Raw genomic sequence first — 19,052 nt, 5'->3', positions numbered from 1 at the left:
CCCTGCGGCGGGGCGTCGGTTCTCAGCCGGCGCCCCGTATCATGTAGTCGGTGGACGCGATCCGTCCACCCTTGAGATACGCGCCTGGCGGCACCCCCGCCGCACCCCCCGATCGGCGCGTCCTGTCAGTGAAGGTTTTGAACCTATGGCGAGTTTCATCCTGAGACGCCTTCTGGTCTCAGTGCTCATCATCATCGCCGCTTCGTTCCTGATGTACATGCTGGTGGCCTACAGTGCCGACCCGCTCCAGGATCTGCGAAGCAGCAATTCCCCCAACAAGACGCAGCTGATCAACGCGCGCATCCAGCTCCTGCAGCTGGACGTCGTGCCGCCGCTGCGCTGGCTGCTCTGGCTGGGCGGTGCGGCCAAGTGCCTCATCCCGTTCGCCAACGCCTGCGACCTGGGGTCCACCGTCTCGAACGCGAAGGTGGTCGACATCCTGCCCCAGGCCCTCGGGTCCACGGTGCAGCTGGTCACCGCCGCTCTGATCCTGGCCATCCTGCTGGGTGTCACGATCGGCATCGTCACGGCCCTCCGGCAGTACAGCGGACTCGACAACGTCGTCACGTTCCTCAGCTTCTTCCTGTACTCCCTGCCGGCCTTCCTCGTCGCGGTGCTCCTCAAGGAGTTCGTCGCGATCGGCTTCAACAACTTCCTCGCGCACCCGGTCATACCGTGGTGGGTGGCGGTGATCATCGGCGTCGTCGCCGGTCTGATCTGGCAATCGCTGATCGGCGGTGACCGGCGCCGCAGGCTCCTCACCTTCCTGATCTCCGGTGTCGCCACCGCGGGCGTTCTGCTGCTGATGTCGGCGATGAACTGGTTCCTCATGCCGGGCCTCGGCCCGGTGGTGATGATCATCCTCATCGCGGCGACGGTGATCGGCACAACGGCGCTGATCTCCGGGCTGCAGAACCGGCGGGCCCTGATCTCGGCGGCCATCGCCGGCGCGATCAGCCTGGTCTGCTACTTCGTGCTGCAGCCGCTGTTCAACGTCTCGACGGTCGCCACCATCGTGATCCTCGCGGTCATCGCCATCGTCGTCAGCCTCGCCATCGGGTACTTCGTCGGCGGCTACGACCGCGGCCAGAACATGCGCATCGCGGTCATCGTGACGATCGTGTCGGGCTTCCTAATCATCGTCGACCGCTTCATGCAGGCCTGGCCGCAGTACTTCCAGGACACGAACGGCCGCCCGATCGCGACCGTCGGCTCGTCGACGCCGGGCCTCGAGGGCGACATGTGGGTCACCGGACTCGACACGTTCACCCACCTGGTGCTGCCGACCATCGCGCTGCTCCTCATCTCGTTCGCCTCCTACACCCGCTACTCGCGGGCCGGGATGCTCGAGGTGCTCAACCAGGACTTCATCCGCACCGCGCGGGCGAAGGGCCTGCCCGAGCGGACCGTCGTGGTGCGCCACGCGTTCCGTAACATGCTCATCCCGATCACCACCCTCGTCGCGTTCGACGTGGGCGCGCTGCTCGGTGGTGCGGTCATCACCGAGCGCGTGTTCGCCATCCCCGGCATGGGCTCGCTGTTCAACCTCGGCCTCAGCCGCGGTGACCTCAACCCCGTCATGGCGTACTTCCTGGTGATCGCGGCGATGGCGATCCTGTTCAACTTCCTGGCAGACCTCGCGTACGCCGCACTCGACCCGAGAGTGAGGGTCCGATAATGGCCGAAACCACCCGTATCGCCGACGAGCTCGAGGCGCCGAGCGCCCCGCCCGTCAGCCAGGGGAAGCTCGTCTGGAAGCGGTTCCTCTCCAACAAGGTCGCCGTCGCCAGCGCGATCCTGTTCATCCTGATCCTGATCTTCTCGATCTCCGCGATCGGCCTCGGGCCGATCCCCGGCTGGTGGAAGTACAACTACACCGAGCTGAACGACCAGGTGCAGCAGGGCGCCCCGACCTGGGAGCACCCGTTCGGTCAGGACCGCATCGGCAAGGACTACTTCGCACTGACGATGCGCGGCATCCAGAACTCCATCCTCGTGATGGTGGTCCTCGGCCTCATCGCGAGCGTGGTGGGCGTCGTGGTCGGCGCCGTCGCGGGCTACTTCCGCGGCGTGACCGACGCGATCCTGATGCGCATCACCGACGTGTTCATCGTCATCCCGGCGCTGGTCATCGGCTCGGTCGTCGGACACGCGTTCGGCGGTCTCGGCGCGTTCTTCCTGGCCCTGATGCTCGGGTTCTTCTCGTGGATGGGCATCGCCCGTCTGGTGCGCGGCGAGTTCCTGTCGCTGCGCGAGCGGGAGTTCGTGGAGGCGGCACGCGTCGCCGGCGCCTCCGACACCCGCATCATCTTCAAGCACATCCTGCCGAACGCGATCGGCGTCGTCATCGTCGCCTCGACGCTGATCATGGCCTCGGCCATCCTGCTCGAGACCGCGTTGTCCTACCTCGGCTACGGCATCCGTCCGCCGGACGTCTCGCTCGGCCTCCTGATCAGCTCGAACCAGTCGGCGTTCCAGACCCGACCGTGGCTGTTTTGGTGGCCCGGTGTGTTCATCGTGACGCTCGCGCTGCTGGTCAACTTCGTCGGCGACGGTCTGCGCGACGCGTTCGACCCGCGCCACCGCCGGTTCAACCTCCGCAAGATGCGCGAGCAGGAGCCGGAGGAGGGCGAGGGCGACGACCGCACGCCGAAGACCGGAGCGGCCCTCGCGGAGGACGTGCTGTGACGACCCGCCCCGCTGCGCTGCTCCCGGCCTCAGGCCAGGAGCAGCGCGGCGACGGTGCCCGCCGCGAGCAGTACCAGCACGGCGAGCGACGCGATGTGCCAGCGCACGTCGACCGGCGTCTCGTCGGCACGGCCGGCCTCGATCGCGCCGGTCTCCTGCAGAGCCGCCCAGCGGCGGCGCACCACCTCGGCGGCGGCGCCCGACTCGGTCGCCAGCAGGTCGCCGGGGCGGCGCAGGCTGTCCTCGACGTTCGGCCGTCCGACGCGTCCGCGCGTCTCATTGCGGGTCGCCCGGAGCGTGCGGGTCGTGCCCGGAGCGGGAGCGGCCCAGACCGGGAACTTGCGGCCGGGCGTGTACAGCGTCAGCGCGTACTTGGTGTCGACCGCGATGAGCGCCTCCCACGGGATGCGGACGGACTGCGTCACGTTGACCAGGTGAAGCCCGTCGTCGTCGACGACGAGGTTCGGACGCCACAGCATCGCCCAGGCGATGAAGGCGAACAGGGCCAGCGGCACGATGTAGAGCAGACGGGCGTCGTGGACGCTCACCAGCAGGCCGACGGTCAGCGCGGCAGCGGCCGCCCAGACCAGCACGGCAAGGACCCGGTTGAACCGGGACACGAAAACCTCGCGTCCGGCGGGGGAGACGTAGGGCATGGCTCCATGCTCTCATCCCCGTCGAACGCCCCCGAAAGGAACCACTGATGACTGCTGAGACCAACACGGTCGGCACGTCCACCGTGACCGGCGGCCCCGTGCTCGAGGTGAACGGACTCTCCGTCGACTTCGGCGTGGACGGCGTGTGGGTGCCCGCCGCCAAGAACCTGAACTACCAGATCCGCCCCGGCGAGGTGCTCGCCATCGTGGGCGAGTCCGGCTCGGGCAAGAGTGCGAGCTCGATGGCGATCCTCGACCTCCTGCCGAAGAACTCCCGCGTCCAGGGCTCGATCAAGCTCGACGGTCGCGAGCTGACGGGCCTCAGCCAGCCGCAGATGCGGCGCGTGCGCGGACGGCAGGTCGCGGTGATCTTCCAGGAGCCGATGACGGCGCTCAACCCCGTCTACACCGTCGGCTTCCAGATCGTCGAGACGCTGCGCATCCACTTCGGGATGTCGCCGCACGAGGCCAAGGAGCGCGCGCTCGAACTGCTCGCCATGGTCGAGCTTCCCGACCCGAAGAAGGCGTTCAATTCGTACCCGCACCAGCTCTCGGGCGGCCAGCGTCAGCGCGCCATGATCGCCCAGTCGATCTCGTGCGACCCGAAGCTCCTCATCGCCGACGAGCCGACAACGGCGCTCGACGTCACGGTGCAGGCCGAGATCCTGGAGCTGCTGCGCAGCCTCCGCGACCGCCTGGACAGCGCCATCCTGCTCATCACCCACGACATGGGCGTCGTCGCCGACCTGGCCGACAACATCGTCGTGATGCGCAAGGGCGACATCGTCGAGGCGGGAACGGTGAAGGACGTCTTCGCCGCCCCGCAGCACCCCTACACGATCGCCCTCCTCGACGCGGTGCCGCACCTCGGCCAGCGCGAGGACGAGGAGATCGACACCACCGCGGCCCTCGCCGCCGGCACCGAGAACCCCGACGCCGAGTTCGCCGAGCGCATCCGCGCCAACGAGCGCGCCGCCCAGGCGGAGCACGAGAAGGCGGAGCTCGACAAGCGCGAGGTCGTCGTCGACTTCCAGAACGTCGCGATCGAGTACCCGAAGCACGGCCGCGTTCCCGCGTTCCGCGCCGCGAGCGACATCGACCTGCAGATCCGGCAGGGCGAGGTCGTCGGCCTGGTGGGCGAGTCCGGTTCGGGCAAGACCACGCTCGGCCGTGCCGCGATCGGCCTGCTGCCGATCCACTCGGGCAAGCTGGTCGTCGCCGGTCAGGACATCAGCAACGCCGGCCGGGACGAGATCCGAAAGCTGCACCGCAACGTCGGCATCGTGTTCCAGGACCCGTCGTCCTCGCTGAACCCGCGCCTCCAGATCGCCGACTCGATCGGCGAGCCGCTGCGCCTGGCCAAGGGATTGAAGGGGGCCGACCTCTCGAAGGAGGTCGACCGCCTGCTCGACAGCGTCGAGCTGCCGCGCGCGTACCGCAGCCGGTTCCCGCACGAGCTCTCCGGCGGCCAGAAGCAGCGCGTCGGCATCGCCCGCGCGCTCTCGCTGCAGCCGAAGGTGCTCATCGCGGACGAGCCGACCAGCGCGCTCGACGTCTCGGTGCAGGCTCGCGTGCTCGAGCTGATGCAGCAGCTGCAGCGCGAGATGAACTTCGCCTGCCTCTTCATCACCCACGACCTCGCGGTCATCGACGTGCTCGCCGACCGTATTGCGGTGATGCACCACGGCCACCTGGTCGAGGTGGGCACCCGCGACGAGATCCTGCGCTACCCGAAGGAGGCCTACACCCAGCGCCTCCTCGCGGCCGTGCCGCTCCCGGACCCGGAGCAGCAGCGCGCCCGCCGCGCCCTGCGCCTCGAGCTGCTGGCGGCCGGCTCCGACGAGGCCGCCCCTGCTCCCGTCGCGCCGCAGGAGCCGCAGACGCCGGAGCCCCCGGTCGCCCAGGGGCTTTAACAGACTGGCTGCGTCTCGCTGACAGCGGACACAGGAGAAGGGGAGCGGATCCACGGTAGGATGGACCGTTCCCCTTCTTCCTTCTGACGAGAGTCGAGTCTGCACGCATGTCCGAGAACGCCGTCGCCCGCCGCGATGATCTGCGCAACGTCGCGATCGTTGCCCACGTCGACCACGGCAAGACCACGCTGGTCGACGCCATGCTCAAGCAGACGAACTCCTTCGACGCGCACGCCCATGTCGAGGAGCGCGCCATGGACTCCAACGAGCTGGAGCGCGAGAAGGGCATCACGATCCTCGCCAAGAACACGGCGATCTCGTACAACGGCATCCACGCCCCGAACGGCCCGATCACCATCAACGTGATCGACACCCCGGGCCACGCCGACTTCGGCGGCGAGGTCGAGCGAGGCCTCTCCATGGTCGACGGCGTCGTGCTGCTGGTGGACGCGTCCGAGGGCCCGCTGCCGCAGACCCGCTTCGTGCTCCGCAAGGCGCTGCAGGCCAAGCTGCCGGTCATCCTCGCGGTCAACAAGACCGACCGCGGCGACGCCCGCATCGAGGAGGTCGTCAGCGAGAGCCAGGACCTCCTGCTCGGCCTCGCGAGCGACCTCTCCGACGACGTGCCGGACCTCGACCTCGACGCCGTCCTCGACGTGCCGGTCGTCTACGCCTCCGGCCGCGCCGGGGCCGCGAGCCGCAACCAGCCCGCCAACGGCGAGCTGCCCGACAACGACGACCTCGAGCCGCTGTTCGAGGCGATCCTCGAGCACATCCCGGCTCCGACCTACGACCCCGAGGCTCCGCTGCAGGCGCACGTCACCAACCTCGACGCGTCGCCGTTCCTCGGCCGCCTCGCGCTGCTCCGCATCTTCAACGGCACGCTCAAGAAGGGCCAGACGGTCGCCTGGGTGCGTCACGACGGCGACGTGCACAACGTCCGCGTCACCGAGCTGCTGATGACGAAGGCGCTCGACCGCTACCCGGCCGAGTCCGCGGGCCCTGGCGACATCGTCGCCGTCGCCGGCTTCGCCGACATCATGATCGGCGACACGCTCGCCGACCCGGACGACGTGCGTCCGCTCCCGGCCATCCACGTCGACGAGCCCGCCATCTCGATGACCATCGGCACCAACACCTCGCCGCTCGTCGGCAAGGTGAAGGGCCACAAGCTCACCGCGCGCATGGTCAAGGACCGCCTCGACCGCGAGCTGATCGGAAACGTGTCGCTCCGCGTGCTCGACATCGGACGTCCGGACGCCTGGGAGGTGCAGGGCCGCGGCGAGCTGGCTCTGGCCATCCTGGTCGAGCAGATGCGCCGCGAGGGCTACGAGCTGACCGTCGGCAAGCCGCAGGTGGTCACCAAGAAGGTCGACGGCAAGACGCACGAGCCGTACGAGCACCTGACCATCGACGCCCCGGAGGAGTACCTGGGCGCGATCACGCAGCTGCTGGCCGCCCGCAAGGGCCGCATGGAGAACATGTCGAACCACGGCACCGGCTGGGTCCGCATGGAGTTCATCGTGCCGTCGCGCGGCCTCATCGGCTTCCGCACCGAGTTCCTGACCACCACGCGCGGCACGGGCATCGCGAACGCGATCTTCCACGGCTACGACGAGTGGGCCGGTCAGATCGTGACCCGCAGCAACGGCTCCATCGTCGCCGACCGCGCCGGTGTCGTCACGCCGTTCGCCATCATCGCTCTGCAGGAGCGCATGACCTTCTTCGTGAACCCCACAGAGGAGGTTTACGAGGGCATGGTCATCGGCGAGAACTCGCGCGCCGACGACATGGACGTGAACATCACCAAGGAGAAGAAGCTCACCAACATGCGCTCCTCCACGGCCGACACGTTCGAGTCGATGACGCCGAGCCGCCAGCTGACGCTCGAGGAGTCGCTGGAGTTCGCCCGCGACGACGAATGCGTCGAGGTGACCCCGGAGGCCGTCCGCATCCGCAAGGTCGAGCTGGACGCGACCGCCCGCGGTCGCGCCGCCGCTCGCCTCAAGCGTCAGGACGCCGCCGCCGTCTGACGCGCGACCTCCGCTGAAACGCCGCCTCGCTCATGCGAGGCGGCGTTTTCGCTATCCGACCTCCTCGAGAGCCGTGGTGATCACCTTCACGACGTCATCCGGGTTCGAGTACATGACGAGGTGCGGGGCCCCGTCGATCTCGGTGACGCCGCGGAACTTCGCCCGCTCGTAGCCGAAGCGCTCCACGTCCGGGTTGATCGTGCGGTCGGCCGCCGGGACGATGCCCCACGCCGGCTTCGTCTTCCAGGCCGCGACCGGCGCGGGCTGCTCGAAGGCGATCGCCGCGAGCGGGCGCTGGGAGACGGCGAACACCTGGGTGACGGCCGGGTCCAGACCTCTGGCGAAGATGTCCGGGAACTCGTCGACGTTCACCGAGACGTCCGTGCCCGGCTCCGCGCCGTCGATGGGGAAGGGCGTGAAGACGAGCGCCTTCGCGAGCGGGGAGTCGGGGAACCGCCCCTGCAGCTGGTTGAGGTTCTCGCCCTCGTCGAGCGCGTAGCCGGCGAGGTAGACCAGGCCCACGACGTTGTCGGCGGCACCGGCGATCGTAGTGACCGCGCCGCCGTAGGAGTGCCCCACGAGCAGGACGGGCCCGTCGATGTTCTCGACGACCGAGCGGATGTAGGCGGCGTCGCCGAGCAGGCTGCGGTTGGGGAGACCGGGCACGCGCACGGTGTGGCCCGCGTCGAGCAGTCGGCGGGTGACGGGGGTGAAGCTGCCCGCGTCGGCGAAGGCGCCGTGGATGAGCACGATGGTGGGAGACGGCATAAGAGTTCCTCTCGAAATCGGGTGCGTTGCGCGAAGACTACGAACCGTCGGAGGCGTGCGACAAGACCCCCTCAGATGAACATCTCCCGCATCCGCGCATCCACCGCCGGGAGACCGTCCAGGAGAATGGACGCATGAACCGCCGTCGCCTCGTCGCCCTCCCGCTGGCCGCCGCGCTGCTGCTCGGCGCAGCACCCGCCCTGGCGGGCTGCAGCTTCCAGAGCGTCGTGAAGGACGTCTCCGGCGGCAACATCGACGTCGGCGGCACGGCCGTCCCCTCGGACTTCCCGAAGGAGGTCCCGCTCGCGAGCGGCGACGTCGTGTTCGCGGCCGGACTCGGCTCCGGCGGCGACAAGGTGTGGAACATCACGGTGAAGGTCCCGGACGGCGAGGCGTACACCTCCATCGAGAAGCAGCTCACCGACGCCGGGTTCTCGGGCGAATTCGGCGCGCGCGGCCCGAACGGAGGCGGCACCGGGACGTTCAGCAACGGCACCTACGGCGTCCTGGTCGTGGTGACCGACGCGGGCGACAAGGGCTGGGTCGCGAACTACTCCGTCTCGAAGGGCAAGGCGCCGAGCCCGACGCCCACCGCCGGCAGCTGACCGGCGCTCAGGAGAACAGTCCGGCGCCCACAAACGACCCTTCGGTCGCCCCGGGCGGCACGGCGAACACGCCCGACCCGACGTGGCGCAGGTACTCGTTCATCAGGTCGTTCGCCGCGAGCCGCTTCTGGATCGGGATGAACTGCTTCCGCGGGTCCCGCTGGAACGCGATGAAGAACAGCCCCGCGTTGAGACGCCCGAGCTCGTCGTTGCCGTCGACGAAGTTGTAGCCGCGGCGGAGCAGCTGCGCGCCGTGGTTCATCGACGGATGCGCCAGGCGCACGTGCGAGTCCGGGTCGATCTTGGTGCCGCCGTCCTTCGCCAGTGCGAGGAAGTTGGGCTCGCTGAACTCGGTGCCGCCGGAGAGCGGCGCGCCTTCGCCCTTGTCGCGTCCGACGATGCGCTCCTGCTCGCCGAGCTGCTGGCGGTCCCAGGTCTCGATGACCATGCGGATCTTACGGGCGACGAGGTAGGAGCCGCCGGCCATCCACGCCGCGCCGTCGCCGTGCGCGGCCCACACCTGGTCGTCGACGACCGACTGGTCCTCCGACTTGATGTTGGCCGTGCCGTCCTTGAACCCGAACAGGTTGCGCGGAGTCGCCTGCGCCTTCGAGGTGGAGGACGTGCGCCCGAAGCCGAGCTGGGACCAGCGGATGGACGCGCGCCCGAACGCGATGCGGGAGAGGTTGCGGATGGCGTGCACCGCGACCTGCGGATCGTCGCTGCAGGCCTGCACGCAGAGGTCGCCGCCGCTGATCGCGTCCACGAGCGCGTCGCCGGGGAAGCGGGGGAGGTCGACCAGCGCGTCCGGTCGGCGGGATGCGATGCCGAACCGGTCCTCGCCGCTCGCCGTGCGGAACAGGCTCGGGCCGAAGCCGAAGGTCAGCGTGAGACCGCCGGGCGGCAGGTCTAGGGCCTCGCCGGTGTCGTCCGGGGGAGCGTCCAGGGGGCCGGAGGCGGGACCGTACTTGCCGGCCGGGCGGCCCTGGGTCATGCGCGCGGCCGCGACCGTCCAGTCCTGCAGCAGCTCCATCAGGCCGGCGCGGTCGAGGCCGGGCGCCGCGTCGAAGGCGGCGAAGTGGAGCCGGTCCTGCGCGGGCGTGGTGATTCCGGCCTGGTGGGCGCCGTAGAAGGGGTAGGTCGCGGAGTCGCCGGCGGAGGCGCCGAGCACGGCGCGGTCGGCGGCGACGCCCGCACCGATGCCGACCAGCCCCGCGCCCACGGTCGCGCCTGCGATCCCGAGCATCCCGCGCCGCGAGAGGCCCCGTCGCGGTTCGGGGTCGCCGGAGCGCCCGGCGACCTCGTCGGTCTCCGGGCGCTCGGCGTCGGGGTGGCTCTGCGTCACGGCTTACTTGACGATGATCGAGGTGAGCCGGCTCAGCGGCTCGCTGAGCGCGTTGACCTGGTCGGACAGCTCCTTCACCTGAGCGGTGCTGAGCTCGGTGTAGCTGACGAAGCCGTCGCCGCTCTTGTACTGGGCGAGCGTCTTCTCAACGGTGGCGAACTCCGCGTCGAGCTTCGACACGACGTCCTTGCCGCTGCTGCCCTTGGCCGTGGCGATGTCGCGGACGACGCCGTAGGCGACCTGGGCGCCCTCGAGGTTGGCCTGGAAGTCGGCCAGGTCGGTGTGCGAGAAGGCCTCCTCCTCGCCGGTGATCTTGGAGCGGGAGACCTCCTCCATCAGGCCGATGGCGCCGTTGGAGATCTGGTCGATGGTGAGGCGGAAATCCTTCGCGTGCACCAGGTCGTACAGCTTCTGGGTGTCGGCGACGAGCGTGTCGGCGAGCTGTGTGCGGGTCGTGGCGTCGACGGGCGTGTACCCGGCGGGCGCCCACAGGTCCTTCTCGATGCGGTGCCAGCCGGTCCACTCCTGGCCCTCGGCGAGGTCGGCCTCGCGCAGGTCGAGCGCGGGGTCGAGGTCGCCGAACTGCTCGGCGGTCGGCTCGATCCGCTCGTAGTAGGAGCGCGTGGAGGCGTACTGCGCGCGGGCGGCCGCGTCGTCGCCGCCCGCGTAGGCCGCGGCGAAGGACTTCGTGGCGGTGAGGAGCGCGCCCGCCTGGTCCTTCACGTAGCCGGTGTAGTTGGCCACGGCCTGCGCCACCTGCTTGCTCTCACTCTGCGAGACCGTCTTGCCGGTGCCCGGGGTGACCGTGAACTTCGCCACATTGGTCGGCTGCCCGACCATGCCCTTGCGGCACGCCGAGAAGTAGGAGCCCTCGGCCAGCTGGACGACGTAGTTGACGGTCGTGCCCGGCCCGATGTTCTCCTTCTCGCCGACGATGCGCAGCTTGTCCGAGGCCAGCAGCTCGAACTCGTTGACGTCGCTGCCGGTGTTCGTCACCTGGAACGTGATCGGGCCGGCCTTCGCGGTGTCCGTCGAGACGGTGCATTTCGTGTCGGAGAGCGAGACCGCGATGGCCTCGGCGGTGGCGTCGGCCTTGTTCGGGACGCAGCCGGTGAGTGCGACGGCGAGGGCGGCTGCGCCGGCGAGGGACCCGGTGACGGCAGCGAGCGGACGGAGTCGTGGCATGGGTGTGCTGTGCTTTCTCTGGCGGAACGGGGAAGGTCAGGAGGCGATGGGCGCGTGCGGCGCGGTGGCGCGCGCGGCCGGCTTCGTCGTCGCGGGGCGACCGGAGGAGCGGTGCTGGCGCACGTAGAAGAAGCCGACGACGCCGAGGTAGGCGACCCAGCCGACGACCTGCAGCCAGGTCGGCGACGGGTTGAAGTTGAGGATGCCCGCGGCGAGCGTGCCGTACCAGCTCGAGGCCGGGATGGCGCCGCTGATGTCGTACGCGTGCACACCGGATCCGGGGATGAGCCCCGACTCCTGCAGGTCGCCCAGGCCGTACGCGAAGACTCCGGCGGCGACGAGGATGAGGAAGGCGCCCGTCCAGGTGAAGAACGCGCCGAGGTTGATCTTGACCATGCCGCGATACAGCAGGAAGCCAAGGACGGCCGCGGTGAGCAGGCCGAGCAGCGCGCCGACCGCAGGCTCCCAGGTGCCCCCGGTCGAGGCCACCGTGGCCCAGACGAACAGCGACGTCTCGATGCCCTCGCGCCCCACGCTCAGCATGGCGAGCAGGATGACGCCCCAGCCGGCGCCGACCAGCGCGGAGTCGAGACGGTTGTGGAGGGTGGACTTCATGGTGCGGGCGGTCCGGCCCATCCAGAACACCATCCAGGTGACGAACCCGACCGCGACCAGCGAGAGCGAGCCGCCCAGGATCTCCTGCGCCTCGAAGCTCATGCCGTAGGGCCCCCAGGTGAGCGCGGCGCCGATGGCGAGCGGGACGACGAGGGCGATGCCGACGCCGATCCAGAGCTTGGAGAGGACGTCGGTCCGGCCGACCTTGACGACGTAGGCGATCAGGATGGTGACGATGAGCGCCATCTCGAGGCCTTCGCGGAGGCCGATCAGGTAGTTCGCGAGCACAGGGGACCTTGTCGAGGGTGGGGGATGAGGTTGGTAAGGCTAACCTTACCCATCCACCGTAAGACAAGCCTGCGGAAGTGTCCAGCTAGGATTCGAGAATGCTCAGCCGGATTATCAGCGCCGTCCTGCTCGTGCTGACCGGAGCTCTTTTCGGAGTCATCGGCACGATCGCGCATCAGAGCTCGGTGACGTGGGGCGTGCCGATCCCGCTCGGGCTGATCGGGGCGCTCGCCGCGTTCGCCGCGCTGCTCATCGGCCTGCGCCTGCTCGGCCACAGCCGCCTCCCGGCGCTGCTCGCCGCGCTCGGCGCCATCGCGGTCATCCTGCTCTTCACGCAGCAGAGCGCGGGAGGGTCGGTCCTCATCCCGAACAACCTCGCCGGGCAGGTGTGGCTGGTGGGGCCGATCGTCATCGCCGCGATCGTGCTCGCCTGGCCCGACGTGCGAGGGCGTCGCCCGGCCCGCTCGACGGCATAAGCTAGCAGGGTAGCTCTCGTGAAGGGATCCGAAACACTGTGACCTATGTCATCGCCCTCCCCTGCGTCGACGTCAAAGACCGGGCCTGCATCGACGAATGCCCGGTCGACTGCATCTACGAGGGCGAACGGTCGCTGTACATCCACCCGGACGAGTGCGTCGACTGCGGTGCCTGCGAGCCGGTGTGCCCGGTCGAGGCGATCTACTACGAGGACGACCTGCCCGACGAGTGGAAGGACTACTACCGCGCGAACGTGGAGTTCTTCGACGACATCGGCTCGCCCGGGGGCGCCTCGAAGGTCGGCGTGATCCAGAAGGACCACCCGGTCATCGCAGCGCTGCCTCCGCAGGGCCACTGAGCCGGGGGGGGCGCTGACATGGCGCTGCAGGAGCTCCCGGACTACCCGTGGGACCTCATGGCCCCGTACGCCGAGCGCGCCCGCGCGCACGAGGGCGGCATCGTCGACCTGTCGATCGGGTCGCCGGTGGACCCGACGCCGGACCTCATCCGGCGCGCGCTGGCCGAGGCGACGGATGCGCACGCGTACCCGCAGACGGTCGGCACGCCCGCCCTGCGTGAGGCCATCGCCGACTGGTTCGCCCGCCGCCGCGGCGTCACCGGCCTGACGGTCGACAACGTCCTGCCGACCATCGGCTCCAAAGAGCTCGTGGCGCTGCTGCCCTTCATGCTCGGCCTGGGGGAGGGGGATGTGGTGGTGCACCCGCGCGCCGCCTACCCGACCTATGCCATCGGCGCCGCGATCGCCGGCGCCACCGCCATGGCGAGCGACGACCCGGCCGAGTGGCCCGAGAACACGCGCCTGATCTGGCTGAACTCGCCCGGCAACCCGGACGGCCGCATCCTCTCGGTCGAGGACCTGCGCGCCGCGGTCGCCCGCGCCCGCGAGCTCGGCGCCTACCTGGCGAGCGACGAGTGCTACGCCGAACTCGGCTGGGACGCGCCGTGGGATGCGGAGCGCGTGCCGAGCGTGCTCGACCCGCGGGTGATCGGCGACGACCGCCGCAACATCCTCGCGGTCTACTCGCTGAGCAAGCAGTCGAACCTCGCCGGCTACCGCGCGGCGTTCGTCGCCGGGTGCCGCACGGTGATCGCGCGGCTGGTCAACGTGCGCAAGCACGCCGGGCTCATGCTGCCGGCGCCGCTGCAGGCCGCGATGGTGACCGCGCTCGGCGACGAGGAGCACGTGGAGGCGCAGAAGCAGCGGTATCGCGCGCGGCGCGACCTGCTGCGGCCGGCGCTCGAGGCGGCCGGCTTCCGCATCGATCGGAGCGAGGGCGGCCTGTACCTCTGGGCGACCGAGGGCCGCGACGCCTGGGACAGCATCGGCCGGCTGGCCGACCTCGGCATCCTGGCCGGGCCCGGGCACTTCTACGGCATCCACTACCCGCAGCACGTGCGGCTGTCCCTGACGGCGACGGACGAGCGGGTGGCGGCGGCGGCCGGGCGACTGCGGGCCTTTGGAGACTCCCTCTAACGAGTCGAGCCGTCCTTTGCCCGATGCGGCAGTTGTCGCCCACGTTCGCTAGGCTGTATCGGCACGGATTCATTCTGCAGCGCCGCCACGATCGGCGTACGAAACCCCGACTATCCCACCAGGAGGCGTTGTGAGCGGACTCGGCACCGAGAGCACGGGCACCGAGAAGGGCGCGGCCGACGCCGAACTGGCGACGGCGTCGCTGAGCTATCCCGGCGGTGTGGCCGAGTTCCCGATCCGCCCGAGCGTCGACGGCGCCTCGAGCATCGACTTCTCGTCCCTCACCAAGCAGACCGGGCTCACCAGCCTCGACTACGGCTTCGTGAACACGGCCGCCACGCGGTCGTCGATCACCTACATCGACGGCGAGCAGGGCATCCTGCGCTACCGCGGGTACCCGATCGAGCAGCTGGCCGAGCACTCGACGTTCCTCGAGGTCGCCTGGCTCCTCATCCACGGCGAGCTGCCGAGCGAGAGCGAGCTGGCGGAGTTCGACGACCGCATCCGCCGCCACACCCTCCTGCACGAGGACCTGCGCCGCTTCTTCGACGCGCTGCCGCACGACGCGCACCCGATGTCGGTGCTCTCCAGCGCCGTCTCCGCGCTGTCGACCTTCTACCAGGACTCGCTGAGCGTCAGCGACCCGGAGCAGGTCGAGCTGTCCACCATCCGCCTGCTGGCGAAGCTGCCCGTGATCGCGGCGTACGCGCACAAGAAGAGCCTGGGCCAGGCGTTCCTGTACCCGGACAACTCGCTGAGCTTCGTCGACAACTTCCTGCGCCTCAACTTCGGCACGCTCGCCGAGCCGTACGAGGTCAACCCGGTGCTCTCACGCGCGCTGGAGCGGCTGCTGATCCTGCACGAGGACCACGAGCAGAACGCGTCCACCTCGACCGTCCGCCTGGTCGGCTCGACGCAGGCGAACCTGTTCGCGTCGGTCTCCGCCGGCATCAACGCCCTCTACGGTCCGCTCCACGGCGGGGCGAACGAGGCGGTGCTGCAGATGCTCGCGGGCATCCGCGACTCGGGGGAGAGCGTCCAGAAGTTCGTGGAGCGGGTCAAGAACAAGGAGTCCGGCGTCAAGCTCATGGGCTTCGGGCACCGCGTCTACAAGAACTTCGACCCCCGCGCGAAGCTCGTCAAGCAGTCCGCCGACGAGGTGCTGGAAGCCCTCGGCGTGCACGACCCGCTGCTCGATATCGCGAAGGAGCTGGAGGAAGTCGCGCTCGCCGACCAGTACTTCATCGACCGCAAGCTGTACCCGAACGTCGACTTCTACACGGGCGTCATCTACAAGGCCATGGGCTTCCCGACGCGGATGTTCACCGTGCTCTTCGCGATCGGCCGGCTGCCGGGCTGGATCGCCCACTGGCGTGAGATGAACCTCGACCCGCAGACGAAGATCGGCCGCCCGCAGCAGCTGTACGTCGGCTCGCCGGAGCGCGACCTCGGTCGCTGACCCGGTCCTCCGTCAACGGGGAGTGTGCCGCTGACTCAGCCGGCGGGACGCAGGGTCAGAGTCTGGTCCGCCGCTTTCTTCACCGCGGCCGCAGAGAACGGCCACGGCCTCGTCCTGCCCGCCGCCCAGAGGTCCGTCTGGTCGGTGTAGTGCGCGTCGAAGGCGTGCCCGGAGGCGCCGGTCAGGTTGATCCACCTGCTCTTGTCGAAGTCGGACAGGTCGACGACCATCCGCATCGACGGCACGCGGTCGACCTGATAGCCGACGGTGGTGTCCCATCCCGTCGCGTCGACGATGCCGCCGCCGCCGCCGACGTGCCAGGGGCCGCGGTTGAACAGCCACTCGATCGGCGCGACACCGGAAACGCCGAAGCTCGCGTTCTTCAGTGTGAGGGTGTGGAGGCGGTCCCAGCGCCACGACGACGGGTCGCCGCCCAGCAGGCGCCGCGCTTCCGCCCAGGCCTGGCCTGCGGCGTAGTCGATCATCGAATCGCGATCGGAGGTTCCGAGATCCGAGTCCGCCCACCACGAGGAGTCGGGCTGGTCGAGGAGCGACTTCACGACCGAGAACCAGCGGTCGCCGCCGGTCGGAGCGGTGCCTGACGGCAGCTTGCGAGCGAACGTGTCGTGCAGCAGCTCCTTCCAGAACACCGCGAAGTACGCGGCCTCCGCGCTGCCGGCGTCGTCGCGGTAGTCCCAGCCGTCGAGCAGGCGCGCGGCCTGCTGTACCTCGGTCGACGCGCCGGGCTTCGCCGCGACTGTGCGCAGCACCGGGACGAGGTTCGCCGCGTTGGCGTCGTAGGTGTCGGACTGGATGGCCGACATGTCCTCCGCGGTCACCTTCTTCCCGTCCGCGAAGAGCTTCGCGAGCCGCAGCTCGATCTGGTTCGCCCGGTAGCCCTGATCCCAGTCGGCCGTGATGAGCACGGGGTAGCCGGGGCCGACCGCGGCATTGTTCGCGGTCACGATGTAGCCGGACGGCGGATTGAGCACCGAGGGCAGCTGGTCGAACGGAAGGGTGCCCGTCCAGCTGTACCGGCTGTCCCATCCGGGAACCGGCAGCGTCCCGTCGCCCGTCCCGCGAACCGGGATGAGGCCGGGGGCCTGATAGCCGATGTTCCCGTCGGTGTCGGCGTAGACGAGGTTCTGCGACGGCACCTGGAACTGCCGAGCGGCGGCGCGGAAGCTCGTCCAGTCCCACGCGGTGTCGAAGGCGAAGATGGCGTTGGCGGTCGTGCCCGGCGTGAGCGCGGTCCAGCCGAGCGACAGCTGGAACTTCTGCGCCGGCACCCCGAGCTTGCCCGCCTGGTCCTTGGCGATCACCGCGTACGCGTCGCCGATGTCCGTGACGATCGGCCCGTGCCCGGTCGAGCGGACCGTGATGACGACGTCCTTTCCGCCCGCGACCTTGATCCGCTCGGTGCGCTTCACGAGGGGCACCTGCCGCCCGTCGTACTCGTACGTGTCGCCCGTGACCTTCTCGACGAACAGGTCCGCGACATCCGGGCCGAGGTTGGTGAACCCCCACGAGATCTTGTTGTTGTGCCCGATGATGACGCCCGGGAAACCGGAGAAGCTGAAGCCGGCCACGTCGAACGGGCACGCCTGGTCCACCGTCCGGCAGTGCAGCCCCATCTGGTACCAGACCGACGGCAGGGCCGCCCCGAGATGCGGGTCGTTGGCGAGGAGCGGCTTGCCGCTGGCGGTGTGCGAGCCGGCGACGACCCACGAGTTCGACCCGATGTCGTCCCCCGCCGGTCCCATCAGCTGCGGCAGCGCCTCCACGCTTGCCGCGACCTGCTTCAGCTGCGCGGCGTACGCGGCAGGATCGACGGAAGCCCCGTCGGCGGACGCCTCGGCGGACGCGGAGGAGGCGACGGCCCGCGGGTCCACATCCGGCGTGACGGTGCGCGGGTCACCGCCGCCCTGGTCGGTGATCGTGGGATGCGCGGTGTACGGGTAGCCGGGATGCAGCTCCGCCACCTGCTCCGGCTTCAGCTTGGTGGCGAGCAGGGCCCGGTCGATCTCGTCCTCGAGGTTGGAGCGGAGGTCCCACGCCATCGCCTTCAGCCACGCCACCGAGTCCGCCGGGGTCCACGGTTCGGGCTTGTACGACGGGTTCTGGAGGCCGAGCACCGCGTACTCCAGCGACAGCTCGGCGCCCGAGTGCCGCTTCAGGTACGCGTTCACCCCGTCGGCGTAGTCCTGGTAGTACTTCAGCGAGGTGGGATCGAGGAGCTTCACCTCCTGCTCGGCGACCTGGCGCCATCCGAGGGTGCGGATGAAGGTGTCGGTCGGCACCTGGCTCGCGCCGAACAGCTCGGACAGGCGACCGGCGGTCACGTGCCGGCGGAAGTCCATCTCCCAGAACCGGTCCTGCGCGTGCACGTAGCCCTGCGCCCGGAAGAGGTCGTCGGGGGTGGAGGCGTACAGCTGCGGGACGCCGGCGTCGTCGCGGTACACCGTGACCGGCTTCGACAGCCCGGGCACATCCACGGTCCCGGCCGTCTGAGGGAAGGACCGCGTGACCGTCCACACGGCGACGCCGCCGGCGATCACGACGAGCACGAGGAGCACCGCGAGCACAGCGCCGACGACCCGCAGCACGCGGTGGTGCAGCCTCAGCCGCGGGGTGTCGTCGCCCACGTCGCTCCTTCGTCCGGCCGGTGCCGCCCTCCCTTCGGACTGTAGCTCATCCGGGTGACGGCACCTCCAGAGAGATGCGCTCCCCGAGTCCTCACTCCAGCCACCCGTCGTCGAGAACGGAGGACATCCGTCCCGACACGCCGATGGCGGACGCGGAAGGGAGGAGGCGCAGGCCGGAGACGGCGGGATCTCCTCCGTTTCGCGCGGCAGGCCCCGCTCAGTCGGAGGTGAGCGCGGCCCAGGCCATCCGCTCGAGGACCGGCCGCACCTGCGCCGCGGCCACGGGGGCGCCGCCGATGCGTGCGGTGTGCGGGGTCGAGTTGAGCAGGCCGAACGTGCCCTGCACCCGGACACGCAGCTCGTCGTCGGCGAGGCCGGGGTGCAGCGCGCCGAGCACGCGCATCCACACCTCCACGTAGCGGCGCTGCAGCCGGCGGACCTGGCGGCGCGGGGCGTCGGGGAGGGCGTCGAGGTCGCGGTCCTGCACGCGGATGGTGTCGGGCTCGCCGAGCGCGAAGTCGATGTGGAAGCCGATCAGGGCGAGGAGGGCGGACTCCGCGCCCGGCGCATTCTCCGACACCTCCTGGCCGCCGGCGAGCAGGCGCTCGCTGACGCCGACCAGCAGCGCCTCGAGCACGGCCTGCTTCGACGCGAAGTGCCGGTAGACCGCGGGGCCGCTCACGCCGGCGGCCGCCCCGAGGTCTTCGATCGAGACGCCGTTGAACCCCCGCTCGGCGAACAGGCCGGCGGCGGCGTCGAGCAGTGCGGCGCGGCGGTCGGCCTTGGCCTGGCTGCGCTGCGTGGGGCGCTCCACGGGAGTGGTGGGATCGAGCTGGGTCATCGTTCTCCGCCGGTGCTGGACATTTCGGTTAGTGAACAC

The 19,052-nt window shown here is 69.8% G+C and carries 16 protein-coding genes; 9 read left to right on the top strand and 7 right to left on the bottom strand.

Going from position 1 to position 19,052, the window contains the following annotated elements; genetic code table 11:
• Positions 1–145: 145 nt before the first annotated feature.
• Both AB0P25_RS01010 and AB0P25_RS01005 read left to right on the top strand, forming a co-directional pair.
• Positions 146–1,678 (top strand): ABC transporter permease, encoded by a 1,533-nt coding sequence (locus AB0P25_RS01010; protein WP_363804876.1) that lies wholly within the window; start codon positions 146–148, stop codon positions 1,676–1,678.
• Positions 1,678–2,688 carry an ABC transporter permease gene (locus AB0P25_RS01005; RefSeq protein WP_363804875.1) on the top strand — a complete coding sequence of 337 codons (1,011 nt, stop codon included), beginning with the start codon at positions 1,678–1,680 and terminating at the stop codon, positions 2,686–2,688. Before AB0P25_RS01010 ends, AB0P25_RS01005 begins: the two co-directional genes overlap by 1 nt.
• Before the next feature lie 29 nt (positions 2,689–2,717).
• Here AB0P25_RS01005 and AB0P25_RS01000 read toward each other — a convergent pair whose 3' ends face one another.
• Positions 2,718–3,344 carry a PH domain-containing protein gene (locus AB0P25_RS01000; protein WP_363804874.1) on the bottom strand — a complete coding sequence of 209 codons (627 nt, stop codon included), beginning with the start codon at positions 3,342–3,344 and terminating at the stop codon, positions 2,718–2,720.
• 47 nt (positions 3,345–3,391) lie between these two features.
• On the opposite strand from AB0P25_RS01000, the gene AB0P25_RS00995 reads away from it, so the two are divergent.
• Positions 3,392–5,257, top strand: a complete 1,866-nt coding sequence (locus AB0P25_RS00995) for an ABC transporter ATP-binding protein (protein WP_363804873.1) — start codon at positions 3,392–3,394, stop codon at positions 5,255–5,257.
• A 107-nt stretch (positions 5,258–5,364) separates the two neighbouring features.
• Positions 5,365–7,290 carry a translational GTPase TypA gene (gene typA / locus AB0P25_RS00990; RefSeq protein WP_363804872.1) on the top strand — a complete coding sequence of 642 codons (1,926 nt, stop codon included), beginning with the start codon at positions 5,365–5,367 and terminating at the stop codon, positions 7,288–7,290.
• A gap of 51 nt (positions 7,291–7,341) precedes the next feature.
• Here typA and AB0P25_RS00985 read toward each other — a convergent pair whose 3' ends face one another.
• Positions 7,342–8,058 carry an alpha/beta hydrolase gene (locus tag AB0P25_RS00985; protein ID WP_363804871.1) on the bottom strand — a complete coding sequence of 239 codons (717 nt, stop codon included), beginning with the start codon at positions 8,056–8,058 and terminating at the stop codon, positions 7,342–7,344.
• Between the two features lie 134 nt (positions 8,059–8,192).
• On the opposite strand from AB0P25_RS00985, the gene AB0P25_RS00980 reads away from it, so the two are divergent.
• Positions 8,193–8,663 carry a hypothetical protein gene (locus AB0P25_RS00980; RefSeq protein WP_363804870.1) on the top strand — a complete coding sequence of 157 codons (471 nt, stop codon included), beginning with the start codon at positions 8,193–8,195 and terminating at the stop codon, positions 8,661–8,663.
• 7 nt (positions 8,664–8,670) lie between these two features.
• On the opposite strand, the gene efeB is transcribed toward AB0P25_RS00980, so the two are convergent.
• The 3 genes from efeB to efeU are packed head-to-tail and all read right to left on the bottom strand — an operon-like array spanning position 8,671 to position 12,096.
• Positions 8,671–10,008, bottom strand: a complete 1,338-nt coding sequence (gene efeB, locus AB0P25_RS00975) for an iron uptake transporter deferrochelatase/peroxidase subunit (RefSeq protein WP_363804869.1) — start codon at positions 10,006–10,008, stop codon at positions 8,671–8,673.
• Positions 10,009–10,011: 3 nt separating this feature from the next.
• Positions 10,012–11,193, bottom strand: a complete 1,182-nt coding sequence (efeO, locus tag AB0P25_RS00970; RefSeq protein WP_363804868.1) for an iron uptake system protein EfeO — start codon at positions 11,191–11,193, stop codon at positions 10,012–10,014.
• A gap of 36 nt (positions 11,194–11,229) precedes the next feature.
• The gene (gene efeU, locus AB0P25_RS00965) at positions 11,230–12,096 is read right to left on the bottom strand and encodes an iron uptake transporter permease EfeU (protein WP_363804867.1); all 867 of its coding nucleotides are present in this window, start codon (positions 12,094–12,096) and stop codon (positions 11,230–11,232) included.
• 98 nt (positions 12,097–12,194) lie between these two features.
• Between efeU and AB0P25_RS00960 the strand changes: the two genes are divergently transcribed.
• The 4 genes from AB0P25_RS00960 to AB0P25_RS00945 all read left to right on the top strand — a co-directional run bounded on the left by AB0P25_RS00960 (position 12,195) and on the right by AB0P25_RS00945 (position 15,527).
• Positions 12,195–12,572 (top strand): DUF6113 family protein, encoded by a 378-nt coding sequence (locus tag AB0P25_RS00960; protein ID WP_363804866.1) that lies wholly within the window; start codon positions 12,195–12,197, stop codon positions 12,570–12,572.
• 38 nt (positions 12,573–12,610) lie between these two features.
• On the top strand, positions 12,611–12,931 hold the full coding sequence (gene fdxA, locus AB0P25_RS00955) for a ferredoxin (RefSeq protein WP_363804865.1): 321 nt from the start codon (positions 12,611–12,613) through the stop codon (positions 12,929–12,931).
• 18 nt (positions 12,932–12,949) lie between these two features.
• Positions 12,950–14,068, top strand: a complete 1,119-nt coding sequence (gene dapC, locus AB0P25_RS00950) for a succinyldiaminopimelate transaminase (protein ID WP_363804864.1) — start codon at positions 12,950–12,952, stop codon at positions 14,066–14,068.
• A 202-nt stretch (positions 14,069–14,270) separates the two neighbouring features.
• Positions 14,271–15,527, top strand: a complete 1,257-nt coding sequence (locus AB0P25_RS00945; protein ID WP_363806212.1) for a citrate synthase — start codon at positions 14,271–14,273, stop codon at positions 15,525–15,527.
• A 35-nt stretch (positions 15,528–15,562) separates the two neighbouring features.
• On the opposite strand, the gene AB0P25_RS00940 is transcribed toward AB0P25_RS00945, so the two are convergent.
• A complete protein-coding gene (locus AB0P25_RS00940) occupies positions 15,563–18,172 on the bottom strand; it encodes a penicillin acylase family protein (protein ID WP_363804863.1) in 2,610 nt (869 codons plus the stop codon).
• A 217-nt stretch (positions 18,173–18,389) separates the two neighbouring features.
• Positions 18,390–19,013, bottom strand: coding sequence for a helix-turn-helix domain-containing protein (locus AB0P25_RS00935; RefSeq protein ID WP_363804862.1), 624 nt, complete (start codon positions 19,011–19,013; stop codon positions 18,390–18,392).
• Between the last annotated feature and the right edge of the window lie 39 nt (positions 19,014–19,052).

The sequence above is a fragment of the Leifsonia sp. NPDC077715 genome (assembly GCF_040686855.1).
Lineage (GTDB): Bacteria > Actinomycetota > Actinomycetes > Actinomycetales > Microbacteriaceae > Leifsonia.
Note: the sequence above shows the minus strand (reverse complement) of the source record. Positions and strands in the feature narration are given on the sequence as shown.

What these genes read in the sequence shown, in the direction of transcription:
- AB0P25_RS01010 (WP_363804876.1), top strand. Translation starts at nt 146, where the DNA reads ATGGCGAGTTTCATCCTGAGACGCCTTCTGGTCTCAGTGCTCATCATC.
- AB0P25_RS01005 (WP_363804875.1), top strand. Translation starts at nt 1,678, where the DNA reads ATGGCCGAAACCACCCGTATCGCCGACGAGCTCGAGGCGCCGAGCGCC.
- AB0P25_RS01000 (WP_363804874.1), bottom strand. Translation starts at nt 3,344, where the DNA reads ATGCCCTACGTCTCCCCCGCCGGACGCGAGGTTTTCGTGTCCCGGTTC.
- AB0P25_RS00995 (WP_363804873.1), top strand. Translation starts at nt 3,392, where the DNA reads ATGACTGCTGAGACCAACACGGTCGGCACGTCCACCGTGACCGGCGGC.
- typA (WP_363804872.1), top strand. Translation starts at nt 5,365, where the DNA reads ATGTCCGAGAACGCCGTCGCCCGCCGCGATGATCTGCGCAACGTCGCG.
- AB0P25_RS00985 (WP_363804871.1), bottom strand. Translation starts at nt 8,058, where the DNA reads ATGCCGTCTCCCACCATCGTGCTCATCCACGGCGCCTTCGCCGACGCG.
- AB0P25_RS00980 (WP_363804870.1), top strand. Translation starts at nt 8,193, where the DNA reads ATGAACCGCCGTCGCCTCGTCGCCCTCCCGCTGGCCGCCGCGCTGCTG.
- efeO (WP_363804868.1), bottom strand. Translation starts at nt 11,193, where the DNA reads ATGCCACGACTCCGTCCGCTCGCTGCCGTCACCGGGTCCCTCGCCGGC.
- AB0P25_RS00960 (WP_363804866.1), top strand. Translation starts at nt 12,195, where the DNA reads ATGCTCAGCCGGATTATCAGCGCCGTCCTGCTCGTGCTGACCGGAGCT.
- dapC (WP_363804864.1), top strand. Translation starts at nt 12,950, where the DNA reads ATGGCGCTGCAGGAGCTCCCGGACTACCCGTGGGACCTCATGGCCCCG.
- AB0P25_RS00935 (WP_363804862.1), bottom strand. Translation starts at nt 19,013, where the DNA reads ATGACCCAGCTCGATCCCACCACTCCCGTGGAGCGCCCCACGCAGCGC.